The sequence below is a fragment of the Micromonospora costi genome, from assembly GCF_003626655.1.
GTDB lineage: Bacteria > Actinomycetota > Actinomycetes > Mycobacteriales > Micromonosporaceae > Micromonospora > Micromonospora costi.
The window spans coordinates 899644-917812 of record NZ_RBAN01000003.1; the positions used below are offsets into that span (position 1 = coordinate 899644).

The following is an 18169-nucleotide window of genomic DNA, read 5'->3' on the forward strand; positions in this document are numbered from 1 at the left end:
ACTCCGGGAGCCGTCCATGTCGATGTCGCACGTCATCGCCGTGCCGTCGCGGCTGCCCGGCGGTTGCCGAGCCGAAGGTCCCCGGGACGGGCCCGACTGACGCGTGCCGCCACGCGTCCAGCCGCCCGTCCCGCCAGCCGGACCGGGCGGCTTTTCGCTGTCCGGCCCCCTACGCCCGTCGCCGTCCCCGTGGAAGGAGTCCCCGGTGAACGCCGTCCTCGTCGTCAACGCCGACCTCGGCCCGCTGCACCGGGTCACCGTCCAGCACGCCATCCGGATGCTCTGCCGCCGGGTCGCCGAGATCCACGAGGCCGAGCCGGACCGGGTGATCGGCGTCTTCCCGCTCCCGCGGGTGGTCCGGCTGGTCCGGTACGTCGTCACTCGCTGGCGGTTCGGCGCCGGCCCGGCCTGGTCCCGCGCCGGGGTGTTACGGCGCGACCACCACTGCTGCGCGTACTGCGGCGGGCCGGCCAGCACCGTCGACCACGTCCTGCCGCGCTCGCGGGGCGGCCGGAACACCTGGAAGAACACGACCGCCGCCTGCTACGCGTGCAACCAGCGCAAGGGCGACCGGACGCCGGCCGAGGCGGGCATGCCGCTGCGCCGGCGGCCGGCGGTACCGAGCTGGGCATCGCTCGCCGGGCGGTGAACGGACCGGCCGGCGGGAACGGGGGGCCGCGTCGGGCCACTTTCCGGCGCAGCACCCGCCGGCCCCCTATCCCCTCCCCCTCCGCCGCCCCCCTCCGCCCCCGTCGATCATGCAGTTATGGTGCCCGGATCAGGGGTGATTGCCCCTTTCATCCACCACCACAACTGCATGATCGACGGGGCGCATCAGGCGCGTCAGGCCGTCAGGCGCGCCAGGCGAAGCGGGGCGTACGGCGCTCGCGGACGGCGGCGACGCCCTCGCGCGCCTCGCCGCTGGCCAGCGCCTTGCGGTGCCACCAGGCGACCCGGGCCGGGCCGGCCCGGTCGTCGACGATCTCCTTCGCCGCCGCGACGCTGAGCGGCGAGCGCTGGGCGATCGCGTCGGTGATCTCCTGGACGCGGGCGGCGAGCGCGTCCCCCGGCACCACCTCGTCGGCCAGGCCGATCCGCAGGGCCCGCTCGGCGTCGACCAGCTCCGACGTGAAGAGCAGGTACTTCGCGGCGGACGGCCCGACCAGCCGGGTCAACCGCCGGGTGGTGGGCGCCGGGTAGACCAGCCCGAGCCGGGCCGGCGGTACGCCGAACCGGGCGTCGGCCGCCACGATCCGCAGGTCGCAGGCGACCGCGAGTTGGCAGCCCCCGCCCACGCACGCGCCGCGCACCACCGCGATGGTCGGCTTGGCGAACGCGGCCAGCCGTTCCTCGGCGGTCACCGCGATGCTCGCGTCACCGGCCGCGAGCAGTTCGTCCAGGTCGCCGAGGTCGGCACCCGCGCAGAACGTTCCGCCCGCGCCGGTCAGCACGAGCGCGCGGATCCCCGGATCGGCCTCCAGCTCGTCGAGGAGCGGCGGGAGCTGTCGCCACATGCCCGGCGTCATGGCGTTGCGCCGCGCCGGGTTGCGGATCACCACCGTCGCCACCGGCCCGGTCACCTCGACGACGAGTTCCGCGTCCGCCACCGTCACCCTCCCTCACCCGGTCGGGCCGACCCTACGGCGCGACGCGCCGGACACGCGCGGCGGGAGGCGCGACCGTCGTCGCGCCTCCCGATCCGTGTGCCGCGGCCGAGCCGGTCGAGCGGCTCATCGAGCCCGGCGGTTCAGCGTGTCGACCCCCGCACGGCTGCCATGAGGGTTCCCGTGAGCCAGGCCCAGCCGGCCGTCACGCCGAGCCCGAAACCGATCATGGTCAGCGGTCCCGGCCGTACGATCATGGCGACCCAGGCCACCGCGAAGAACGCGCCGACCAGCAGGCTCAGCCCGGCGCGGACCCGCTGGCCCGACCGCGCCGCGCGGCGGGCGAGCAGCACGGTGGCGACGATCAGCGCGACGAAGGCGAGCGCCGCCGCCAGGAAGTGCAGGCCGCCGTGCCAGCTGATCTGCCCGGCCCCGCGCGGTGTGCCCGCGGGGAAGCCGTCCGCCGGGTCGGCGCTGAACACCCCCGCGGCCATCAGGCCGATGCCGTAGAGGGTGACCAGCCGCGGCAGCCACGCCGACCCGCCGGGCTCGACCCGCCGCAGCGCCCACGCGGCGCCGATGGTGAGCAGACCGGTGACCAGGAACGTGGCGATCTGGATCCAGCCCAGATCACCCGTGCTCAGCACGCTCACCGGATGCCGCCGGAAGTCGTAGCCGTCCCGGGTGAGGCCCTGGACGAGCGCGGAGCCGACGAAGAGCGGCCCCGCCAGGATGCCTCCGACCAGCAGGAGCCGGTCGCGGCCGACGGCCTCGGCCGGGCGTACGGAATCGAACGTGATCGTCTGGGTCACCGGTCCGCCCTCCCTCAGCCCTGCGCGAACATCTGGCCGATGCGGATCTTGTTGCCGAACGGGTCGCGGATCCCGAAGTCGATCCCGTACGGCTTCTCGCTCGGCTCGTCGGTGATGTCGACGCCCTTCGCGACCAGCGTCTCGTACGTCTTGCGCGCGTCGTCCGTGGTGAGGCAGAGCCAGCCGCCCATGGCGCCCTTGGTCAGCAGCTCGCGGACCTGCTCGGCGGTCCCCGGGTCGAGGGCCGGCGGGCCGGGCTTCTCGAGCAGGATCTCCCGGTCCTTGTCGCCGGGGACGTTCACCGTGAGCCAGCGCATGAAGCCGAGGTCGACGTCGGTGTTCACCTCGAGGCCGAGCGTGCCGACGTAGAAGTCGAGCGCCTCGTCCTGGTCGAGGACGTAGATCTGGGAGCGGGTCAGTGCGTTCATCGTCATGCCCATGACGCTAGAGGGCCGCCCTGACCTGGTGCTTATCCAAAACTGCTGGGTCGCGTCCAGGCCTTGGTGAAGCAGGACGGGACGTCCGGGGGCGCCTTGCGGCGACGGTACGCGGTGGGCGACTCCCCCACGATCTGCCGGAACGTCCGGCTGAACGTGCCGAGGCTGCTGAACCCGACCGCGAAGCAGATGTCGGTGACGTCCCGGTCTGTCTGCGCCAACAGGTACATCGCCCGCTCGACACGGCGACGCTGGAGGTAGCGGTGCGGCGTCTCCCCGAAGGTGGCCCGGAACGTGCGGATGAAGTGCGCCTCGGACACGTGGGCGATGCGGGCCAGCGCCGGGATGTCCAGCGGGTCGGCGTACGCCCGGTCCATCGCGTCCCGGGCGCGCAGCATCGCCCGGTTGGACTCCTCGACAGCCCGGCTCATGCGCCCCCTCCGCGTGCCGCCCCGGCGTCAGGCTAGCGGCCCGCCGGCGGGCAGTTCCACCGCCGGGGGAAGGCCCGGTCGCGGGCTTGATCCTGACGTAGCGGCAGGTCATAGCGTGGCGCCGTGGGTACGGAGCACGACAGCGGACGGCGCTGGACAGTGGGCGAGCTGGCCCGGGCCACGGGCGTGACCGTCCGCGCCCTGCACCACTACGACCAGCTCGGCCTGGTCTCGCCCGGCGAGCGGACGGCGAGCGGACACCGCCGGTACACGGCGGCCGACGTACGCCGGCTCTACCGCGTACGCGGGCTGCGCCAGCTGGGTCTGTCGCTTCCGGAGATCGCCGTGGTGCTCGACCACGGCGGCGCCGATCCGGCCGCCCTGCGGCAGCTCCTCGACGCGCAGCTGCGCCAGGTGCGGGTGCAGATCGAGCGGGCCAACCGGCTCGAAATCCACCTCACCGAGCTGGTGGCGCAGCTCGACGCCGAGGACGTGCCCCGTCCCGACCAGTTCCTCACGACCCTGGAGACGATGTCGATGTACGAGCGCTACTTCAGCCAGGACCAGCGCGACCGGCTCGCCGAGCGGCGCGCGGCCCTGGGCACCGAGGCCGTGGACGCGGCCCGCGCCGAGATGAGCACGCTGATCGAGGAGGCGATCCGGCACCAGCGCGCCGGTACGCCCGTCGACGACCCGGCCGTCCGTGACCTGGTCGGGCGCTGGACCGGCCTCGGGGCGCTCCTTGGAACGGACGGCGCCCGGGAGCAGGCGTCGGCGGGCCGGCTCTGGGACGACCATCGCGAGGAGATCAGCCGCCGGATGCCGTGGCCCGCCGAGGATTTCCTCGCCGCGGTGGAGTACCTGCGGGCGGCCCGGGGCGCGGGCCGGGCCGTCTGACCGGCGTCGGGCGGCTCACGAAGCCCGGGGCGCGGGCCGGGCCAGCGTTGGGCAGCTCACGAAGCCCGCGTCGCCCCGGCCGGGCGGGATAGGTTCTGCTGATGTACCGGGCCCGCCGCCCACGGCGGTCCCGTCGCCCACCGCACCCGCGGCGGTGGCGGCCCGTCGCACCCCGGCCGGTGGCGGCACCCGCCCCGGCCGCCCGCCTGACAGGAGTGTCGTGAACACCAGCTACCTCGCCGACCCCGACCGGTACGGCACGATGGAGTACCGCCGGTGCGGTCGCAGCGGCCTGAAGCTGCCCGCCGTGTCGCTCGGCCTGTGGCACAACTTCGGCGGCAACCGGCCGCTGGAGACCCAGCGCGCCATCCTGCGGCGCGCCTTCGACCTGGGCATCACCCACTTCGACCTCGCCAACAACTACGGCCCGCCGTACGGGTCGGCCGAGGAGAACTTCGGCCGGATCCTGGCCACCGACTTCCGGCCGTACCGCGACGAGCTGGTCATCTCCACGAAGGCCGGCTACGACATGTGGCCCGGCCCGTACGGCAACTGGGGTTCCCGCAAGTACCTGACGGCGTCGCTCGACCAGTCGCTGCGCCGGATGGGGCTGGACTACGTCGACATCTTCTACTCGCACCGCTTCGACCCGGACACCCCGCTCGAGGAGACGATGGGTGCGCTGGACGCGGCCGTCCGCGCCGGCAAGGCCCTCTACGTCGGCATCTCCTCGTACTCGCCGGAGCGCACCGCACAGGCCGCCGCGATCCTGCGGGACCTCGGCACGCCGCTGCTGATCCACCAGCCGTCGTACTCGATGCTGAACCGGTGGATCGAGGGCGGCCTGCTCGACGTGCTGGAGCGCGAGGGGGTGGGCTGCATCGGCTTCTCCCCGCTGGCGCAGGGGATGCTCACCGACCGCTACCTGGCCGGCGTGCCGTCGGACTCCCGGGCCAGCGCGCAGAGTTCGCTGTCGCCGGAGTGGCTGACGGAGGAGAACCTGGGCAAGGTACGGGCGCTGCACGCCATCGCCGAACGGCGCGGGCAGAGCCTCGCGCAGCTGGCGATCGCCTGGACCCTGCGCGACCCGCGGATGACCTCCACGGTGCTCGGCGCGAGCAGCGTCGCCCAGTTGGAGGCCAACGTGGCGGCGCTGGAGGACACCGAGTTCAGCGCCGAGGAGCTGGCCGAGATCGACCGGTACGCCACCGAGGCCGGCATCAACCTCTGGGCAGAGTCAAGCGCCAGGTAACTCCGCTCCCGCTCCCGTCGATCATGCAGTTGTGGTGCCCGTTCTGGCCTGATACATGGCCTTTATCCACCACCACAACTGCATGATCGGCGCTGGACGGTCCCGACGCGCGCTCACTGGTAGCGCCGTCCGGGCCTCGTGGAGCTGTTCGGCTTCGTGATGATCGCGTCCCCGCGCCTGCGGCGAACCATGATGGACTTCGCCTTCTTCTTCAACGGTGTCAGGATCCGGTCCTTCATCGCAGGCTCCCTTCTCGGCTGCACATCAGCCACGGCGGTGCCGCACGGAACGACGGGTGGGGTTCGGCACCGGGGCTTCCTCCGCGCTCATTCGTCGCGGGCCGCGACTCGCGTACCCGACGGGAGAGCCGTCATTCATCGGCCCCGGCCGGCATGGCGGCCGGTCTCGCGGACAGTTCCGATGGCGCTGACGCGTTACCGGACGCGGACGTACAGGACGAGACCGACGGCGAGGCCGAGGGTGAGGAGTCCGGCCAGGCCGACGAGACCCACCCCGATCAGGAGAAGCGGCGAGAAGGTGACGTTCCTCGCGACCGCCGCGATGCTGACGTGGGTGTCGTCGGCAGCGGCGGAGCCGCCGCCGACCGGGGTGGCGCCGGGGCTGCTGTCCGGCCCGGCGTGCGGACCGGCGGCCGCGGCCTGCGGGCTGGCGGTCGCAGGGCGTGGGCTCGCGGTCGTGGGGCGCGGCTTGGCGGTGGCGGCGCGCGGGCTGGCGGTCGTGGTGCGCGGTTTGGTGGTCGCGGAGGGCTTCGTCGCCGCACTGGACGGCGGTGGCCGGTTCGAGATGTGGACCGCACCGCGCGCCGCCGGGGTCCCTTCCTCGCAGTGCTGCTCGAACGTCGCGTCGAAGGCCTGCACATACCCGTTGGGACCGAAGACCGCCTTGCTGACGGTGAAGGAGCCGACCAGCTCGTTGCATCCCCGCCCTTCGCCGCTCAGGTCGAGGCCCGGGCCGGTGCCGTTGAACGGGTGCCGGTGCGCGGCGGTGTAGGTGCGCGGGGCGAGGACCTGCGTGCCCGGCGCGTCGAAGGTGAGGGTCCACCAGTCACCGTTGTAGGCGTTGACCGAGATGCTGACGGTGCTGCCGCTGGAACTGGAGACGGTCAACTCGTCGCCGCGGCTGGTGGCGTACGAGTACGACTTGCCCTGACTGATGTAGTCGCCGCTGTCCCCGTCGAAGCTCAGGGACCCGGTGGACACCGCCTGCGCGTGGGCCGTGCCGGCCACCAGCAGGCCACCGACGGCCGCGGTGAGCGACAGCGCAGCGGCCAGGACGCGCCGCCACAGCGTTGTCATGCTCGGTCTCCCCCGTATCGATCACCAACCAGCACCAGATCAGACACTCTGTCAAGACCCCGTGTCAAGGTTGGTGCGAGGCCCGGCACACATCGTGAGCAGCACGGCAGGCGGCTCCGAGCGACGTACGTGGCGAGGCACGCGCGACGGGTCGTTGCGATGCCTCGTCGCCGCCTACCCCGCTTGGAGGCCAGCCGACTCCGGAGGGCGGCCCACCGTCGCCGTAGCAGCGGTCAGCACGGCCCGCAGCGGGGCGTGTGGAAACCCGTCGCCCGTGCCGGTATCCGGCCCTAGTCGCGTGCTGTAGAAGGGTTCACCGTCGCCGTCGTCCTGATGGGCCCAAAGGTTGCCGGCCTCGTCTCGCTGCCAGATGACGTTCTCACCACGGAAGTCGGCGCGTTCGAGCCAGTCGGCGCCGCACGGCCAGTAGCCATCCCAGTGCGGAGGGCGTAACGCGGCGTATGCCTTGTCGACGGCGGCCACGGCCTGGCCCACGTCGTCATCGTCAAAGACGGCGGCGAAGCGGCACAGCAGAGCCAACGGAGCCCCGGGGTGCTGCAGCTGCGGATTCCGCGCGGCGATCGCCCGGCAGATCAGGTCGAGTTCGGCCCAGCGCAACGCGTGCGGGTGCCAGTGTGCGAGGTCGTCCCATCCGAGCTCGGCCGGCTCTGCCAAGTCAGGGGTGGTGATACCCAGGCTGTAGGAGTCGGTCGAGGCGTCGATGCTCAGTACGACGTGGTGGCCATCCCCGACCTCGAAGGCCACGTCGAGCGACGCGTCGACGGAATCGTCATCCTCATCCGCATCGTCATCATCCTCGTCGTCCAGCAGGCCTTCCAGGTCACCAAGCCGATCCGCCCCGGGTCCTTCCTCGTGGGCGAAGGTGTACCGCGCCCAGAACAACGGATCGTGCAATGACTCCTGCAACACCGATGGAATCGCCACCGAGAGAACTATAGGGACCTCATCACGAACGAGGTCAGCGGCGCGGGCCTGACACTGTCAGGGCTGCGAATCGGGTTGAGTCTCGACCGGCGGGCGTGGTGCCGCTGGTGACATGCACGCGGACGACCCGCGCCGTGAGCACGGTTGCTGTCAACGTTGTTGTCAACCGGCTCACTCACGGCGACGCCTGCCGGAACGTGTCTGATGGAGTTGGAGCCCCCGGCCGGGATCGAACCGGCGACATCTCGCTTACAAGGCGAGTGCTCTGGCCAGCTGAGCTACAGGGGCGCGTGTGTCGTGGCCAGCATAGCGACTGACGTCCGGATTTCCCGCTCGGCAGGCCTCCCGAGCACGGGAAACGTCAACATCCCGACCGTCGCGGCGGACCGGACGCGTCGGAGCGCGGCGATTGATGTTCGCCCGTGCCCGCTTGACCGGAATGCGAATGCAATGGGTCGCAACCGTGATCGTCCCGTCTTGGCAGCACCGGCAAAGCCGTTTACCGTGCAGTGACACGGACGACATGTCCGGCCGCCCCGCGACCGGCCCCGCCGCCCGTTGGCCGGCGCGACACGCGCCGGTCGCTCCTTCACTCGGATCGTCCGGCACGTTCCTGCCGGTGAAAGGAAGCGCACCACCATGGCCACGGTCACGTATTCCAAGGCGTCCCGGATCTACCCGGGCACCGAGCGTCCCGCCGTCAACAAGCTCGACCTTGAGATCGGCGACGGCGAGTTCCTGGTCCTGGTCGGCCCCTCCGGTTGCGGCAAGTCCACCAGCCTGCGGATGCTCGCCGGGCTGGAGGACGTCGACGAGGGCTCGATCTACATCGACCAGCGCGACGTCACCCACCTTCCCCCGAAGGCCCGCGACATCGCGATGGTCTTCCAGAACTACGCTCTCTACCCGCACATGACGGTGTACGAGAACATGGCGTTCGCGCTGAAGCTCCGCAAGACCCCGAAGTCGGAGATCGACCGGCGGGTCAAGGAGGCGGCCGGGCTGCTCCAGCTCGAGGAGTACCTCAACCGCAAGCCGAAGGCGCTCTCCGGTGGCCAGCGCCAGCGGGTCGCGATGGGCCGGGCCATCGTCCGCGAGCCGCAGGTCTTCCTCATGGACGAGCCGCTGTCGAACCTCGACGCCAAACTGCGGGTGCAGACCCGTACGCAGATCGCGTCGCTCCAGGCCAAGCTCGGCGTCACCACCGTCTACGTGACCCACGACCAGGTCGAGGCCATGACCATGGGCCACCGGGTCGCCGTCCTGCTCGACGGTGAGCTGCAGCAGGTGGACACCCCGCGCGCGCTCTACGACACCCCGTCCAACGTCTTCGTGGCCGGCTTCATGGGCTCCCCCGCCATGAACATCAAGACGGTGCCGCTGACCGAGAAGGGCGCCGAGTTCGCCGAGATGTACGTGCCGCTGACCCGCGAGCAGGTCGAGGCCGCCAAGGCCGACGGCGGCGACGGCAAGGTGACCGTGGGCTTCCGTCCGGAGGACTGCGACCTGGTGAGCCCGACCGAGGGCGGCATGCCGGTCGTGGTCGAACTGGTCGAGGACCTGGGCTCCGACGCCAACGTCTACGGCCACGCCGCGCTGGGTGGCGCCTCCGAGCGCTTCGTGGTCCGGACCGACCGCCGCACCATGCCGAACATGGGCGACACCGTGTTCGTCAAGCCGCGGGCCGACCGCACCCACGTCTTCCACTCCGCGACCGGCAAGCGGATCTGACGTACGACCGAAAGGGGCGGCCCGCCACCCGGCGGACCGCCCCTCTTCGCTGTCTGTCGGACCGCGTCAGTCGCCTGCGGCGCGGCGGCGGGCCACCTCGGCGAGGGTGACCGCGGCGGCCACGCTCGCGTTCAGCGACTCGACCTCGGAGACCATCGGGATGCTGACGGTCAGATCGCAGGTCTCCCCGACCAGCCGTGACAGGCCGCGTCCCTCCGAGCCGACCACGACGACCAACGGACCCACGGCGGCCTCCAGGTCGTAGAGGTCGGTCTCGCCGTCCGCGTCCAGACCGACCACCATGAAACCGGCGGCCTGGCACGCCTTCAGCGACCGGGTCAGGTTGGTCACCTGGGCGACGGGGACCCTCGCGGCCGCGCCGGCGCTGGTCCGCCAGGCGGTCGCGGTGATCCCGGCGGCCCTCCGCTCGGGTACGAAGACACCCTGCGCGCCGAACGCGGCGGCGGAGCGGAGCACGGCGCCGAGGTTGCGCGGGTCGGTCACCCCGTCCAGCGCGACCAGCAGCGGCGCGGGCTGCTCCACCGCGGCGGCGAGCATGTCCTCGAACGGCTGGTACGCGAAGGGCGGCACCTGGAGACCGACGCCCTGGTGCAGCACCCCGCCGGTCATCCGGTCCAGTTCGGCGCGGCTCACCTCGAGGATCGCGATGCCCCGGTCGGCCGCGGTGCGGACGATCTCGTTGATCCGCTCGTCGATGTCGACGCCCTGAGCGGTGTAGAGCGCAGTCGCCGGCACGTTGGCGCGCAGCGACTCCACCACCGGGTTACGGCCGACGATCAGCTCCGGCGCCTCCCGGGGCGGGGTGAACTTGCGTCCCGGCGCGACCCGGGGGCCGCCCCGGGCGGCGGCCGGCTTGCCGCCGCGCGGCGCGGCCTTCGCGGCGCCCTTGCCGCCCTTGCCCCAGGTCGTGTCCTTGGTGCCCGGTTGACCGATCTTGGGGGCGCGCCCCTCCTCGGCCGCGGCCCGGCGCTCCTTCTCCTGCTTCCAGGCGGTGCGCTGGGGCAGTTTCTCAGTGCCCGAGTACGCCTTGTGCCACGGCCGCTCGTCGGCGGGCAGGGTGCGCCCCCGACCGGCGAGGGAGTCACGGTTCTTGCCGCCGGAGCCCTTCGAGGCGCCCGCCTTCGGGGTCACCCGGCGGCCACGGCGCTGCGAGTTGCCGGCCATCAGTCCTGCTCTCCAATAGTCCAACGGGGGCCCTGGGGGGTGTCCTCGACCACCACGCCGGCCTGGTTCAGCTGGTCCCGTACGGCGTCCGCGGCGGCCCAGTCCTTCCGGGCTCGGGCCTGCGCGCGCTGTTCCAGGGCCAGGGTGATCAGGGAGTCCACCACGCCGCGCAGGTCGTCCACCCGGCCGCCACCGGTCCACACCGGGTCGAGGGGGTCGACGCCGAGGATATCCAGCATCGCCCGGACACTGGCCAGCGTGGTGCGGACGGTCACATCGTCGCCGGCGGTCAGCGCGGTGTTGCCGTCGCGGAGCACCTCGTGGAGGACGGCCAGGGCCGCGGACGTGTTCAGGTCGTCGTCCATGGCGGCCACGAACCCGGGCGGCAGGTCGCCGAGCCGTCCCGGCCCCACCCGTTCGGCGGCCCGCTGCACGAAGCCCTCGATCCGGCGGTACGCGGTGGCCGCCTCGCGGAGCGCGTCCTCGGAGTAGTCGATCCGGGACCGGTAGTGGGCGGCCGCGTAGTAGTAGCGCAGCTCCACCGGCCGGACGCCGAGCGAGCCGACGTACGTGAGGTCGAGCGTGTTGCCGAGCGACTTGCCCATCTTCGCGCCGCCGATGCTGAGCAGGCCGTGGTGCACCCAGTAGCGGGCGAAGCCCAGCCCGGCGGCCCGGGACTGGGCCAGCTCGTTCTCGTGGTGCGGGAACGTCAGGTCGAGCCCGCCGCCGTGGATGTCGAACTCGGCGCCCAGGTAACGCCAGCACATGGCGGAGCACTCGATGTGCCAGCCGGGACGGCCCAGCCCCCACGGGGACGGCCAGTAGGCGTCGGCCGGCTCGTCGGGCTTGGCGCCCTTCCAGAGGGCGAAGTCGCGCGGGTCGCGCTTCCCGCGGTCGGGCGCGTCACCCGCGGACTGCATGTCCTCCGGCGACTGGTTGGACAGCGACCCGTACTCCGGCCAGGAGGCCACGTCGAAGTAGACGTCGCCGGACCCGTCGACGGCCGGGTAGGCGTAGCCCTCGGCGATCAGCTTGCCGATCAGCTCGTGCATCTCCGGGATGTGCCCGGTGGCCCGCGGCTCGTACGTCGGCGGCAGCACGTTGAGCTGCCGGTACGCGTCGGCCAGGATCAGCTCGTTGGCGTACGCGATCGACCAGAACGGCCGCCCCTGCTCCAGCGCCTTGACCAGGATCTTGTCGTCGATGTCGGTCAGGTTGCGGATGAAGGTGACCTGGTAGCCCGCGGCCATCAGCCAGCGGCGCAGGATGTCGTAGTTCACGCCCGAACGAAGGTGACCGATGTGCGGCGGGGCCTGGAGGGTGAGACCACACAGGTAGACCCCCACCTTGCCGGCTTCCCGCGGGACGAAGTCCCGCACCGATCGGGTGGCGGTGTCATACAGGCGTAGCGTCACCGTACAAGGGTAGCCGTCCGCGCTTTTCCGGGTCGGCCGGTGGCGCGTCGTACGCTCCCTGTCATGGACACGGCGGCACGGCCCGGCGGTGGCCCGGTGGCCCGGGCCGCCGAGCCGGCGCGACGTCCGGCCCCGGGCCGCGGCGACTCCGGCGCGGAAGGCCCGGCGCAGCGCCCGGTCGCGGACGGAGCGAGCCCGGGCGGTGCGGTTCGGGGCCACTCCGGCCCGGGCGGCGGGGGTCGGGTCGACTCCGGCCCGGGCGGCGCGGGCGCGGGCGCCGGCGCGGAGGGCGAGGGTGGCGCGGGCGGGCGGGCCGGTGAGACGGCCCAGACCCTGGACCGGGGACTGCGCCTGCTGCACCTGGTGGCCGACGCGCCGGGCGGCCTCACCGTCACCGAGGCGGCGAACCGGCTGGGCATCGGCCGGGCGGCCGTCTACCGGCTGGCCGGGCCGCTGACCGGGCACGGCATGTTGCGGCGTGACGAGGCCGGGCGGCTGCGGCTCGGGGCCGGCGTGCTGCACCTGGCCCGGCGCGCCCAGCCGCTGCTGGCCGAGGGGGCGTTGCCCGCGCTGCGGCGCCTCGCCGAACAGGCCGGCGCCACCGCCCACCTGACCGTGGTCGAGGGGGGCGAGGGCGTGGCGCTCGCGGTGGTGGAGCCCACCTGGACGTCGTACCACGTGGCGTACCGGACGGGGGCGCGGCACCCGCTCGACCGGGGCGCCGCGGGCCGGGCCATCCTGGCTGGGCGGGCCGGCTCCGCGGACCCGGTGAGCAGCAGCGGTGAGCTCCAGGCCGGGGCGTACGGGGTGGCGGCCCCCGTGCTCGGCGTACCGGGGCTGGAGGCGAGCGTCGGCGTGGTGGCGCTCGCGCCGCTGGACGTCGAGACGGTCGGCCCCCAGATCCGCGCGGCCGCCGCGGCCATCGCCGCCGCCCTCGGCTGACCCCCCACCCTGCCCGGAAGCTTGATCGACTCCATTACGGCGATGTGGCGGTATCGACGACGTCCGGACCCAGCCATATCGGCGATCTGGTGTTGATCACATAGCACGGCACAGACGGATCGGTTGGGTTGTCCACAGGGAGCTGTCGCACGGTTGCCCGCCCTTGTCCACAGGGGTGCCGGGCGGCACCGGGTGCCCCCGATGGTGGACCTATGCCTCCTCGTCCACCTCGGCCCGAGCCGCTTGCCTGGCGGGTCTTCCGTGGTTCCAGTGCCGTTCGCCAAGGCCTGCTCACCCGGCATCAACTCCGTGGCGCCTCCTGGGTCCGGCTGCTACACGACGTCTACGCGGACGCCCGCCTCGACCGCGACCACCGGCTCACGTGCGAGGCGGCCCTTCTCCGGCTGCCACCCGAGGCGATCATCGCCGGCCCGTCCGCCGCCTACCTGCTCGGCATCGAACATTCCGCATCGTTCACCGACGACGTGCACGTCCTCGTGCCGAAGGCCATCCGGGTCGATTCCCACCGGGGCATCCGGGTGCATTCAACCGACACGTTAGGTTCTCCCGGCCTGGTCGGAGCGGACAGGGCTTCGACGCGGTCGCCGAGGGTCCTGGACGCTGATCGGCCGGGTGGGCGGAAGGGGTCCCCGCCCATGTCCGACCCCACCACGGCGGCCTGGGAGACGGCCGTCTGGCTGGAACCCGTCCGGGCCGTCGGCATCGTGGACGCCCTGCTCGCTCACGGCCTGACCAACGCCGAGGCACTGATGGAGCTCGCCGATCGCCGCATCGAGCGGCAGGGCGGGCGGCGGGCGCGGTGGATCTTCAGCCTGGCCGATCCCGGCGCGCAGTCGCCGCCCGAGTCCCACCTTCGGGTCCGGCTGGTGCTGGCCGGGCTGCCCCGGCCGGTCGCGCAACATCCGGTGCGTCTGCCCAGCGGCCTCGTCCTCCACCCCGATCTGGCCTGGCCGCGGTACCGGGTCGCGGTCGAGTACGACGGGGTGTGGCATGCGGACGCGGACCAGCTCCACCGTGATCGGCGGCGTCTCAACCAGCTCGTGAGCGCGGGCTGGCTGGTGCTCCACGTGACCGGCCGCCGGCTGCACCATGACTTTCCCGGCATCGTCCGCGAGGTCTCGGCCGCCCTCGGCTCTCGCGGGTGGCGATCCCGGCCCGGTCGGCCGACCGTGGTCGGCCTCGCCAGCTGATCGACTCCCTACCGGCGATCTGGCGGTCTCGGCGACGGCTGGACCCCACCAGACCGGCGATCTGGCGGTCCGCCGGAAGGGAGGTCCGTCAGCCGAGACCGGCCAGGACGGCGGGCAGGTGCGCCACACTGGACACCTCGGCGTCCGGCACGACGCCCCGGGGCCGGGGCACGCCGAGGCGGTTGAGCCACACCGCGCGCAGCCCGGCCCGCTGGGCCGCGACGACGTCGTGGTCGAGGGAGTCGCCCACGTACACCACCTGCGCCGCCGGGACGCCGGCCGCCTCGACCACCGCCGCGTAGAACGCGGGCGCGGGCTTCTTGGGCAGGCCGTTCTCGTGCGCGTACAGCTCGAAGGCGAACTCGCCGGCGAGCCCGCAGCGTTCGGCGCGGCTGTTGCCGTTCGTGGCGAAGCCCAGCGTCCACCGTTCCCGCAGCGCCGCGAGCGCGGGCAGCACGTCCGGGAACGGCCGGGTGAGCGCGAACCGCCGGGCGAAGAAGAGCGCCGCGATGTCGTCCAGGTGCGCGTCGAGCCCCGCCCGGGCCAGCGACCGGGCCAGCGCGGCGCGGCGGATCTCCATGACGGGCGCGGCGCTCAGCGCGCCGAAGACCTCACCCCAGTCCGATTCCAGGTCCGCGAGGGACACCCCGGCCGCCGCCGGGGTCAGCCGCCGCATCTCCTCGAGTACGGCCACCAGCCCGCCGGTCACCGCCGGGCGCAGGTCGAGCAACGTCTCGTCGGCGTCGAAGACCACGGTCGTCAGCACGGGAGGCAGCCTGTCACCGCTCCCCGGCGAGCGCCGGCTCCGGGGCGGCGTCGACCGGTGCCCGACTCCCGCGCAGCTCGTCGAGGCGCACCAGGGCGACCCCGGCCACGATCAGCAGACCGCCGAGCAGCTGCACCATGGTCGGCAGCTCGCCGAGCACCAGCCACGCGATCAGGACGGCGAACATCACCTCGGTGAGGCCGACGAACGACGACAGGCGGGGGCCGAGCAGCCGCGCGCCGGCGATACCGGCCATGTACGCCACGGCGGCCGCGACCAGGGACAGCCCGGCGATCGGCACGAGCCAACTGGTCTCCCGCCCGGCGAAGCTCACGGCGCCGTACGTGGCGTTCAGCGGCAGCGCCCCGACCAGCCCGAGCACGGCCAGCGCCGCGGCGCCGACACCCATCCCGCCGCTGGCCAGCACCACCGAGGGCAGCTCCTCGTCGACCCGGCCGGCGAGCACGTAGTAGCCGGCCAGCCCGATCGCCGCGCCCAGCCCCCAGAGCACGCCCAGCGGGTCGAGCCGCCCGGCGCCGGTGAGGTCCAGGACGAAGACCAGACCGGCCAGCGCCGCCACCGAGCCGCCCACGGTGAGCCGGCGCGGACGCTGCCCGTGGACCAGCCACGTCCAGCCCACGACCAGGATGATCCCGAGGTACTCCAGCAGCAGCGCGACGCCGACCGGGAGGTACCGTACGGCGTTGAAGAAGCAGACCTGCGCGAGCGCCACGCCGAGCAGCCCGAACACGCCCACCACGCCGAGGTTGCGCCGGAGCACGTGGCCCCGGCCGCGCAGTGCCAGCACGGCCGGCACCGCGAGCACCAGCGCCGCGATCCCCACCCGGGCGATCACGGCGGACGGCGCCGACCAGCCGGCGTCGATCAGCGACCGCGCGAACGTGCCCGAGGTGGCGAACGTGAGGGCGGACAGCACGGCGAGACCGAGGCCGACTCCCGTGCCGGCTGACTTCTGCATGGGTCGCTCCTTGGCACTCGGCGGCAGTCATGGGCAAACTAGTGCTATGCCGATGACGCTAGGCGGCCACCCCGACAGGAGTCAAGTTGCTTTTTGCCCATGACACCGAATGTTCGCTCACCGCTGCCGCGGCCCTGGTCAACACCGGCGGCAGTGACGGCGAAGGGCTGCCCGACGTCGCCGCCCTGGACGAGTTCTACGTGGCCCACGCCTACACCGGCCGACACGAGCACACCGAGGCCGAGCTGGCGTCCGTTCGCGCCCTGCGTCCCCGGCTCCGACGCCTCTGGGACGCCGACATCGACGAGGTCGTGCGGATCGTCAACGGGCTCCTCCGCGAGAACGACGCCCTGCCGCAGCTGATCACGCACGACGACGAGCCGTACCACTTCCACGCGGTGCCCCGGGACGCCCCGCTCGCCATCCGCATGGCCGTCGAGGCGGCCATGGCGGTCGCGGACCTCGTCCGCAACGGCGAGACGAGCCGCCTGCGCACCTGCGCCCACCCGGACTGCGACAACGTGCTCGTGGACCTCTCCAAGAACCGGTCCCGCCGGTTCTGCGAGGCGGGCTGCGGCAACCGTGCGGCCGTCACCGCGTACCGGGCCCGCAAGGCGGCCTCCCGCGGCTGAACCCGGTCAGCGGGCCCGGCCGGCCTCCGCGCCGGGCGCGGCGGTCACGCCCGGCGCGGCGGCGCGGCCACGAAGACCCGCCAGGCGTACGCCCCGAAGCCCAGCACCGGCCCCGCCGGATCCTTGCTGTCCCGCACCGCGACGACACCGGCCAGGTTCGTCGCCACCTCGACGCAGTTGTTGTCCTGGGCACTTCGACTGCTCTTCCGCCAGACAGCGCCCATCAGCTCCACGACTCGGCCACTTCCCTCATCAGCTCGATCGACTCCTGCGGGGGCAACGCCTCGCCCAGCACAGTTTCCCAGACCCGTTGCAGCCGCAGCAGATCCGCTGGGGCGTCCAACTCCTGGCCCCTGACATGGGTGTCCAGATAGGCCAGCTCTGAGCCGTCGGTCAATGTCGCAAGGATGAAGGGACCGCCAAGCCCTGGGTACTCACCGGCGGACCGGGGCACCACGAGGAGTCGTACCTTGGGATGCTCGGTCGTCAGCCGGGCCAGGTGAAGGGCCTGGTCGCACATCGTCTTGCGGGTGCCGACCGCCCGCTTGAGAACCGCTTCATCCAGCACCGCCACGATCCTGGGCGGCTGGTCGCCGTAGAGGACGTCCTGCCGTTGCATCCGGTCGGCGAGTCGCCGCTCCGCCTCGTCGGGCTCAAGCAGGCCGCCTGCCTCGAACACCGCGCGGGCGTATGCCTCGGTCTGGAACAGGCCCGGCACGTGCAGGGGCTCATACCACCGCAACGTCTTCGCCTGCCGCTCGATGGCACTTCCACCCCGGAGCCAGACCTGTGCCCGGTCGAGGCTGACCAGGTCGGTGAGCATGCGCGTGAAGAGGCCGTCGGTGTCCAGGGCGCGGTCGACCAGCTCCAGGTACTTCGTCGTCGGGGCCTGCTGGCCCAGTTCGACGGCGCTGACCATCGAGGCCGAGTAGTTCACGGCCCGGGCCAGTTCGTCCTGGCTCCAGCCGGGCCGTACCCGGGCCCGACGCAGCTCCGCCACGAGGAAGGCCGCCGCCGTCGTCCGCCCGTCCGCCATCGCCAGCCGCCCTCCAGCCGCCCGGTGATCCACTCTGGCCGGTCGCCAACCGCGCGGACGTGAAACGCAGAGCCGCTGGCGGCGTACCCGGAAACACTTCCGACCGTAGCGGTGACCTCAGCAGACTGTGAAGAGCGGCGCGACCGGCCCGCCCCCGAGGGCCGGCGTCCGCGCGGGACCGCCCGCTCCCCCGGCCGGGCGGTCCCGCACCGCCGGGGCGATGACGCAGACGGCTCAGCTCCCGCAGGAGGGTCGCCCATGTCCCGGCACCACGGTTCGCCGCCCGCTCCGCCACGCCCCGCGTCGCCGGACCGCCGGGACCGCCCGCATGTCGCGCTGCGGCCGATCTGGCTCTGCCGGGTGTGCGCCGCGCCGTGGCCGTGCGGCACGGCCCGGCTGGAGCTGCGGCGGGAGTACGTCACCGACCCGGTGGCGCTCCGCATCTACCTCTGCACGCTGCTGCACGACGCCGTCGCCGACCTGTACCAGCTGAACCCGCACGACGGCCCGGACCCGCGGGACCTGTTCCGCCGGTTCCTCGCCTGGGCGCCCCGGATCGGCCCGCGCTGACCCGAGGA

The 18169-nt window shown here is 72.8% G+C and carries 21 protein-coding genes and 1 tRNA gene; 8 read left to right on the forward strand and 14 right to left on the reverse strand.

The features are described 5' to 3' along the window. The first annotated feature begins 205 nt into the window (after window positions 1–205). Complete coding sequence (locus D7193_RS20840; RefSeq protein ID WP_120781149.1) at window positions 206–649, forward strand: HNH endonuclease; 444 nt, start codon at window positions 206–208, stop codon at window positions 647–649. Between the two features lie 202 nt (window positions 650–851). Here the strand turns inward: D7193_RS20840 and D7193_RS20845 are convergent, their stop codons facing one another. From D7193_RS20845 to D7193_RS20860, 4 genes are all read right to left on the reverse strand, one after another. After that, complete coding sequence (locus D7193_RS20845; RefSeq protein ID WP_120781150.1) at window positions 852–1613, reverse strand: enoyl-CoA hydratase/isomerase family protein; 762 nt, start codon at window positions 1611–1613, stop codon at window positions 852–854. Window positions 1614–1747: 134 nt separating this feature from the next. Continuing rightward, window positions 1748–2416 (reverse strand): DUF998 domain-containing protein, encoded by a 669-nt coding sequence (locus D7193_RS20850; RefSeq protein WP_158674831.1) that lies wholly within the window; start codon window positions 2414–2416, stop codon window positions 1748–1750. 14 nt (window positions 2417–2430) lie between these two features. Continuing rightward, window positions 2431–2850, reverse strand: coding sequence for a VOC family protein (locus D7193_RS20855; RefSeq protein ID WP_120781415.1), 420 nt, complete (start codon window positions 2848–2850; stop codon window positions 2431–2433). A 35-nt stretch (window positions 2851–2885) separates the two neighbouring features. Next, window positions 2886–3284 carry a helix-turn-helix domain-containing protein gene (locus D7193_RS20860; RefSeq protein WP_120781152.1) on the reverse strand — a complete coding sequence of 133 codons (399 nt, stop codon included), beginning with the start codon at window positions 3282–3284 and terminating at the stop codon, window positions 2886–2888. Window positions 3285–3407: 123 nt separating this feature from the next. On the opposite strand from D7193_RS20860, the gene D7193_RS20865 reads away from it, so the two are divergent. Continuing rightward, the gene (locus tag D7193_RS20865; protein WP_120781153.1) at window positions 3408–4181 is read left to right on the forward strand and encodes a MerR family transcriptional regulator; all 774 of its coding nucleotides are present in this window, start codon (window positions 3408–3410) and stop codon (window positions 4179–4181) included. Between the two features lie 220 nt (window positions 4182–4401). After that, a complete protein-coding gene (gene mgrA / locus D7193_RS20870; protein ID WP_206611931.1) occupies window positions 4402–5433 on the forward strand; it encodes an L-glyceraldehyde 3-phosphate reductase in 1032 nt (343 codons plus the stop codon). A gap of 113 nt (window positions 5434–5546) precedes the next feature. On the opposite strand, the gene D7193_RS34620 is transcribed toward mgrA, so the two are convergent. The 4 genes from D7193_RS34620 to D7193_RS20885 all read right to left on the reverse strand — a co-directional run bounded on the left by D7193_RS34620 (window position 5547) and on the right by D7193_RS20885 (window position 7982). Continuing rightward, the gene (locus D7193_RS34620; protein ID WP_277749914.1) at window positions 5547–5672 is read right to left on the reverse strand and encodes a hypothetical protein; all 126 of its coding nucleotides are present in this window, start codon (window positions 5670–5672) and stop codon (window positions 5547–5549) included. Window positions 5673–5867: 195 nt separating this feature from the next. Then, entirely contained in the window at window positions 5868–6749 is an 882-nt protein-coding gene (locus D7193_RS20875; RefSeq protein WP_120781154.1) for a hypothetical protein, read from the reverse strand. 174 nt (window positions 6750–6923) lie between these two features. Beyond that, the gene (locus D7193_RS20880; protein ID WP_120781155.1) at window positions 6924–7694 is read right to left on the reverse strand and encodes a hypothetical protein; all 771 of its coding nucleotides are present in this window, start codon (window positions 7692–7694) and stop codon (window positions 6924–6926) included. 211 nt (window positions 7695–7905) lie between these two features. Then, window positions 7906–7982, reverse strand: a tRNA-Thr gene (locus D7193_RS20885). A gap of 351 nt (window positions 7983–8333) precedes the next feature. Between D7193_RS20885 and D7193_RS20890 the strand changes: the two genes are divergently transcribed. After that, window positions 8334–9425, forward strand: coding sequence for an ABC transporter ATP-binding protein (locus D7193_RS20890; protein WP_120781156.1), 1092 nt, complete (start codon window positions 8334–8336; stop codon window positions 9423–9425). Window positions 9426–9491: 66 nt separating this feature from the next. Here D7193_RS20890 and rlmB read toward each other — a convergent pair whose 3' ends face one another. After that, complete coding sequence (gene rlmB / locus D7193_RS20895) at window positions 9492–10610, reverse strand: 23S rRNA (guanosine(2251)-2'-O)-methyltransferase RlmB (protein WP_120781157.1); 1119 nt, start codon at window positions 10608–10610, stop codon at window positions 9492–9494. Further along, window positions 10610–12025, reverse strand: coding sequence for a cysteine--tRNA ligase (gene cysS, locus D7193_RS20900; protein ID WP_120781417.1), 1416 nt, complete (start codon window positions 12023–12025; stop codon window positions 10610–10612). The genes rlmB and cysS overlap by 1 nt, the downstream gene beginning before the upstream one ends. A gap of 333 nt (window positions 12026–12358) precedes the next feature. On the opposite strand from cysS, the gene D7193_RS20905 reads away from it, so the two are divergent. Both D7193_RS20905 and D7193_RS34285 read left to right on the forward strand, forming a co-directional pair. Then, the gene (locus tag D7193_RS20905; RefSeq protein WP_120781418.1) at window positions 12359–12967 is read left to right on the forward strand and encodes an IclR family transcriptional regulator; all 609 of its coding nucleotides are present in this window, start codon (window positions 12359–12361) and stop codon (window positions 12965–12967) included. 656 nt (window positions 12968–13623) lie between these two features. Then, on the forward strand, window positions 13624–14178 hold the full coding sequence (locus D7193_RS34285) for an endonuclease domain-containing protein (RefSeq protein ID WP_241563228.1): 555 nt from the start codon (window positions 13624–13626) through the stop codon (window positions 14176–14178). Window positions 14179–14266: 88 nt separating this feature from the next. Here D7193_RS34285 and D7193_RS20915 read toward each other — a convergent pair whose 3' ends face one another. Next, a complete protein-coding gene (locus D7193_RS20915) occupies window positions 14267–14944 on the reverse strand; it encodes an HAD family hydrolase (protein ID WP_120781159.1) in 678 nt (225 codons plus the stop codon). Between the two features lie 13 nt (window positions 14945–14957). Then, window positions 14958–15923: an EamA family transporter gene (locus D7193_RS20920; RefSeq protein WP_120781160.1), complete on the reverse strand. Its 966-nt coding sequence runs from the start codon at window positions 15921–15923 to the stop codon at window positions 14958–14960. 86 nt (window positions 15924–16009) lie between these two features. Between D7193_RS20920 and D7193_RS20925 the strand changes: the two genes are divergently transcribed. After that, complete coding sequence (locus D7193_RS20925; protein WP_120781161.1) at window positions 16010–16555, forward strand: CGNR zinc finger domain-containing protein; 546 nt, start codon at window positions 16010–16012, stop codon at window positions 16553–16555. A gap of 44 nt (window positions 16556–16599) precedes the next feature. Here the strand turns inward: D7193_RS20925 and D7193_RS20930 are convergent, their stop codons facing one another. Both D7193_RS20930 and D7193_RS20935 read right to left on the reverse strand, forming a co-directional pair. Then, window positions 16600–16788 (reverse strand): DUF397 domain-containing protein, encoded by a 189-nt coding sequence (locus D7193_RS20930; protein WP_174242681.1) that lies wholly within the window; start codon window positions 16786–16788, stop codon window positions 16600–16602. Beyond that, the gene (locus D7193_RS20935; protein WP_120781162.1) at window positions 16779–17591 is read right to left on the reverse strand and encodes a helix-turn-helix domain-containing protein; all 813 of its coding nucleotides are present in this window, start codon (window positions 17589–17591) and stop codon (window positions 16779–16781) included. Before D7193_RS20935 ends, D7193_RS20930 begins: the two co-directional genes overlap by 10 nt. A 258-nt stretch (window positions 17592–17849) precedes the next feature. Between D7193_RS20935 and D7193_RS20940 the strand changes: the two genes are divergently transcribed. Next, window positions 17850–18161: a hypothetical protein gene (locus D7193_RS20940; RefSeq protein ID WP_174242682.1), complete on the forward strand. Its 312-nt coding sequence runs from the start codon at window positions 17850–17852 to the stop codon at window positions 18159–18161. The last annotated feature ends 8 nt before the right edge of the window (window positions 18162–18169 follow it).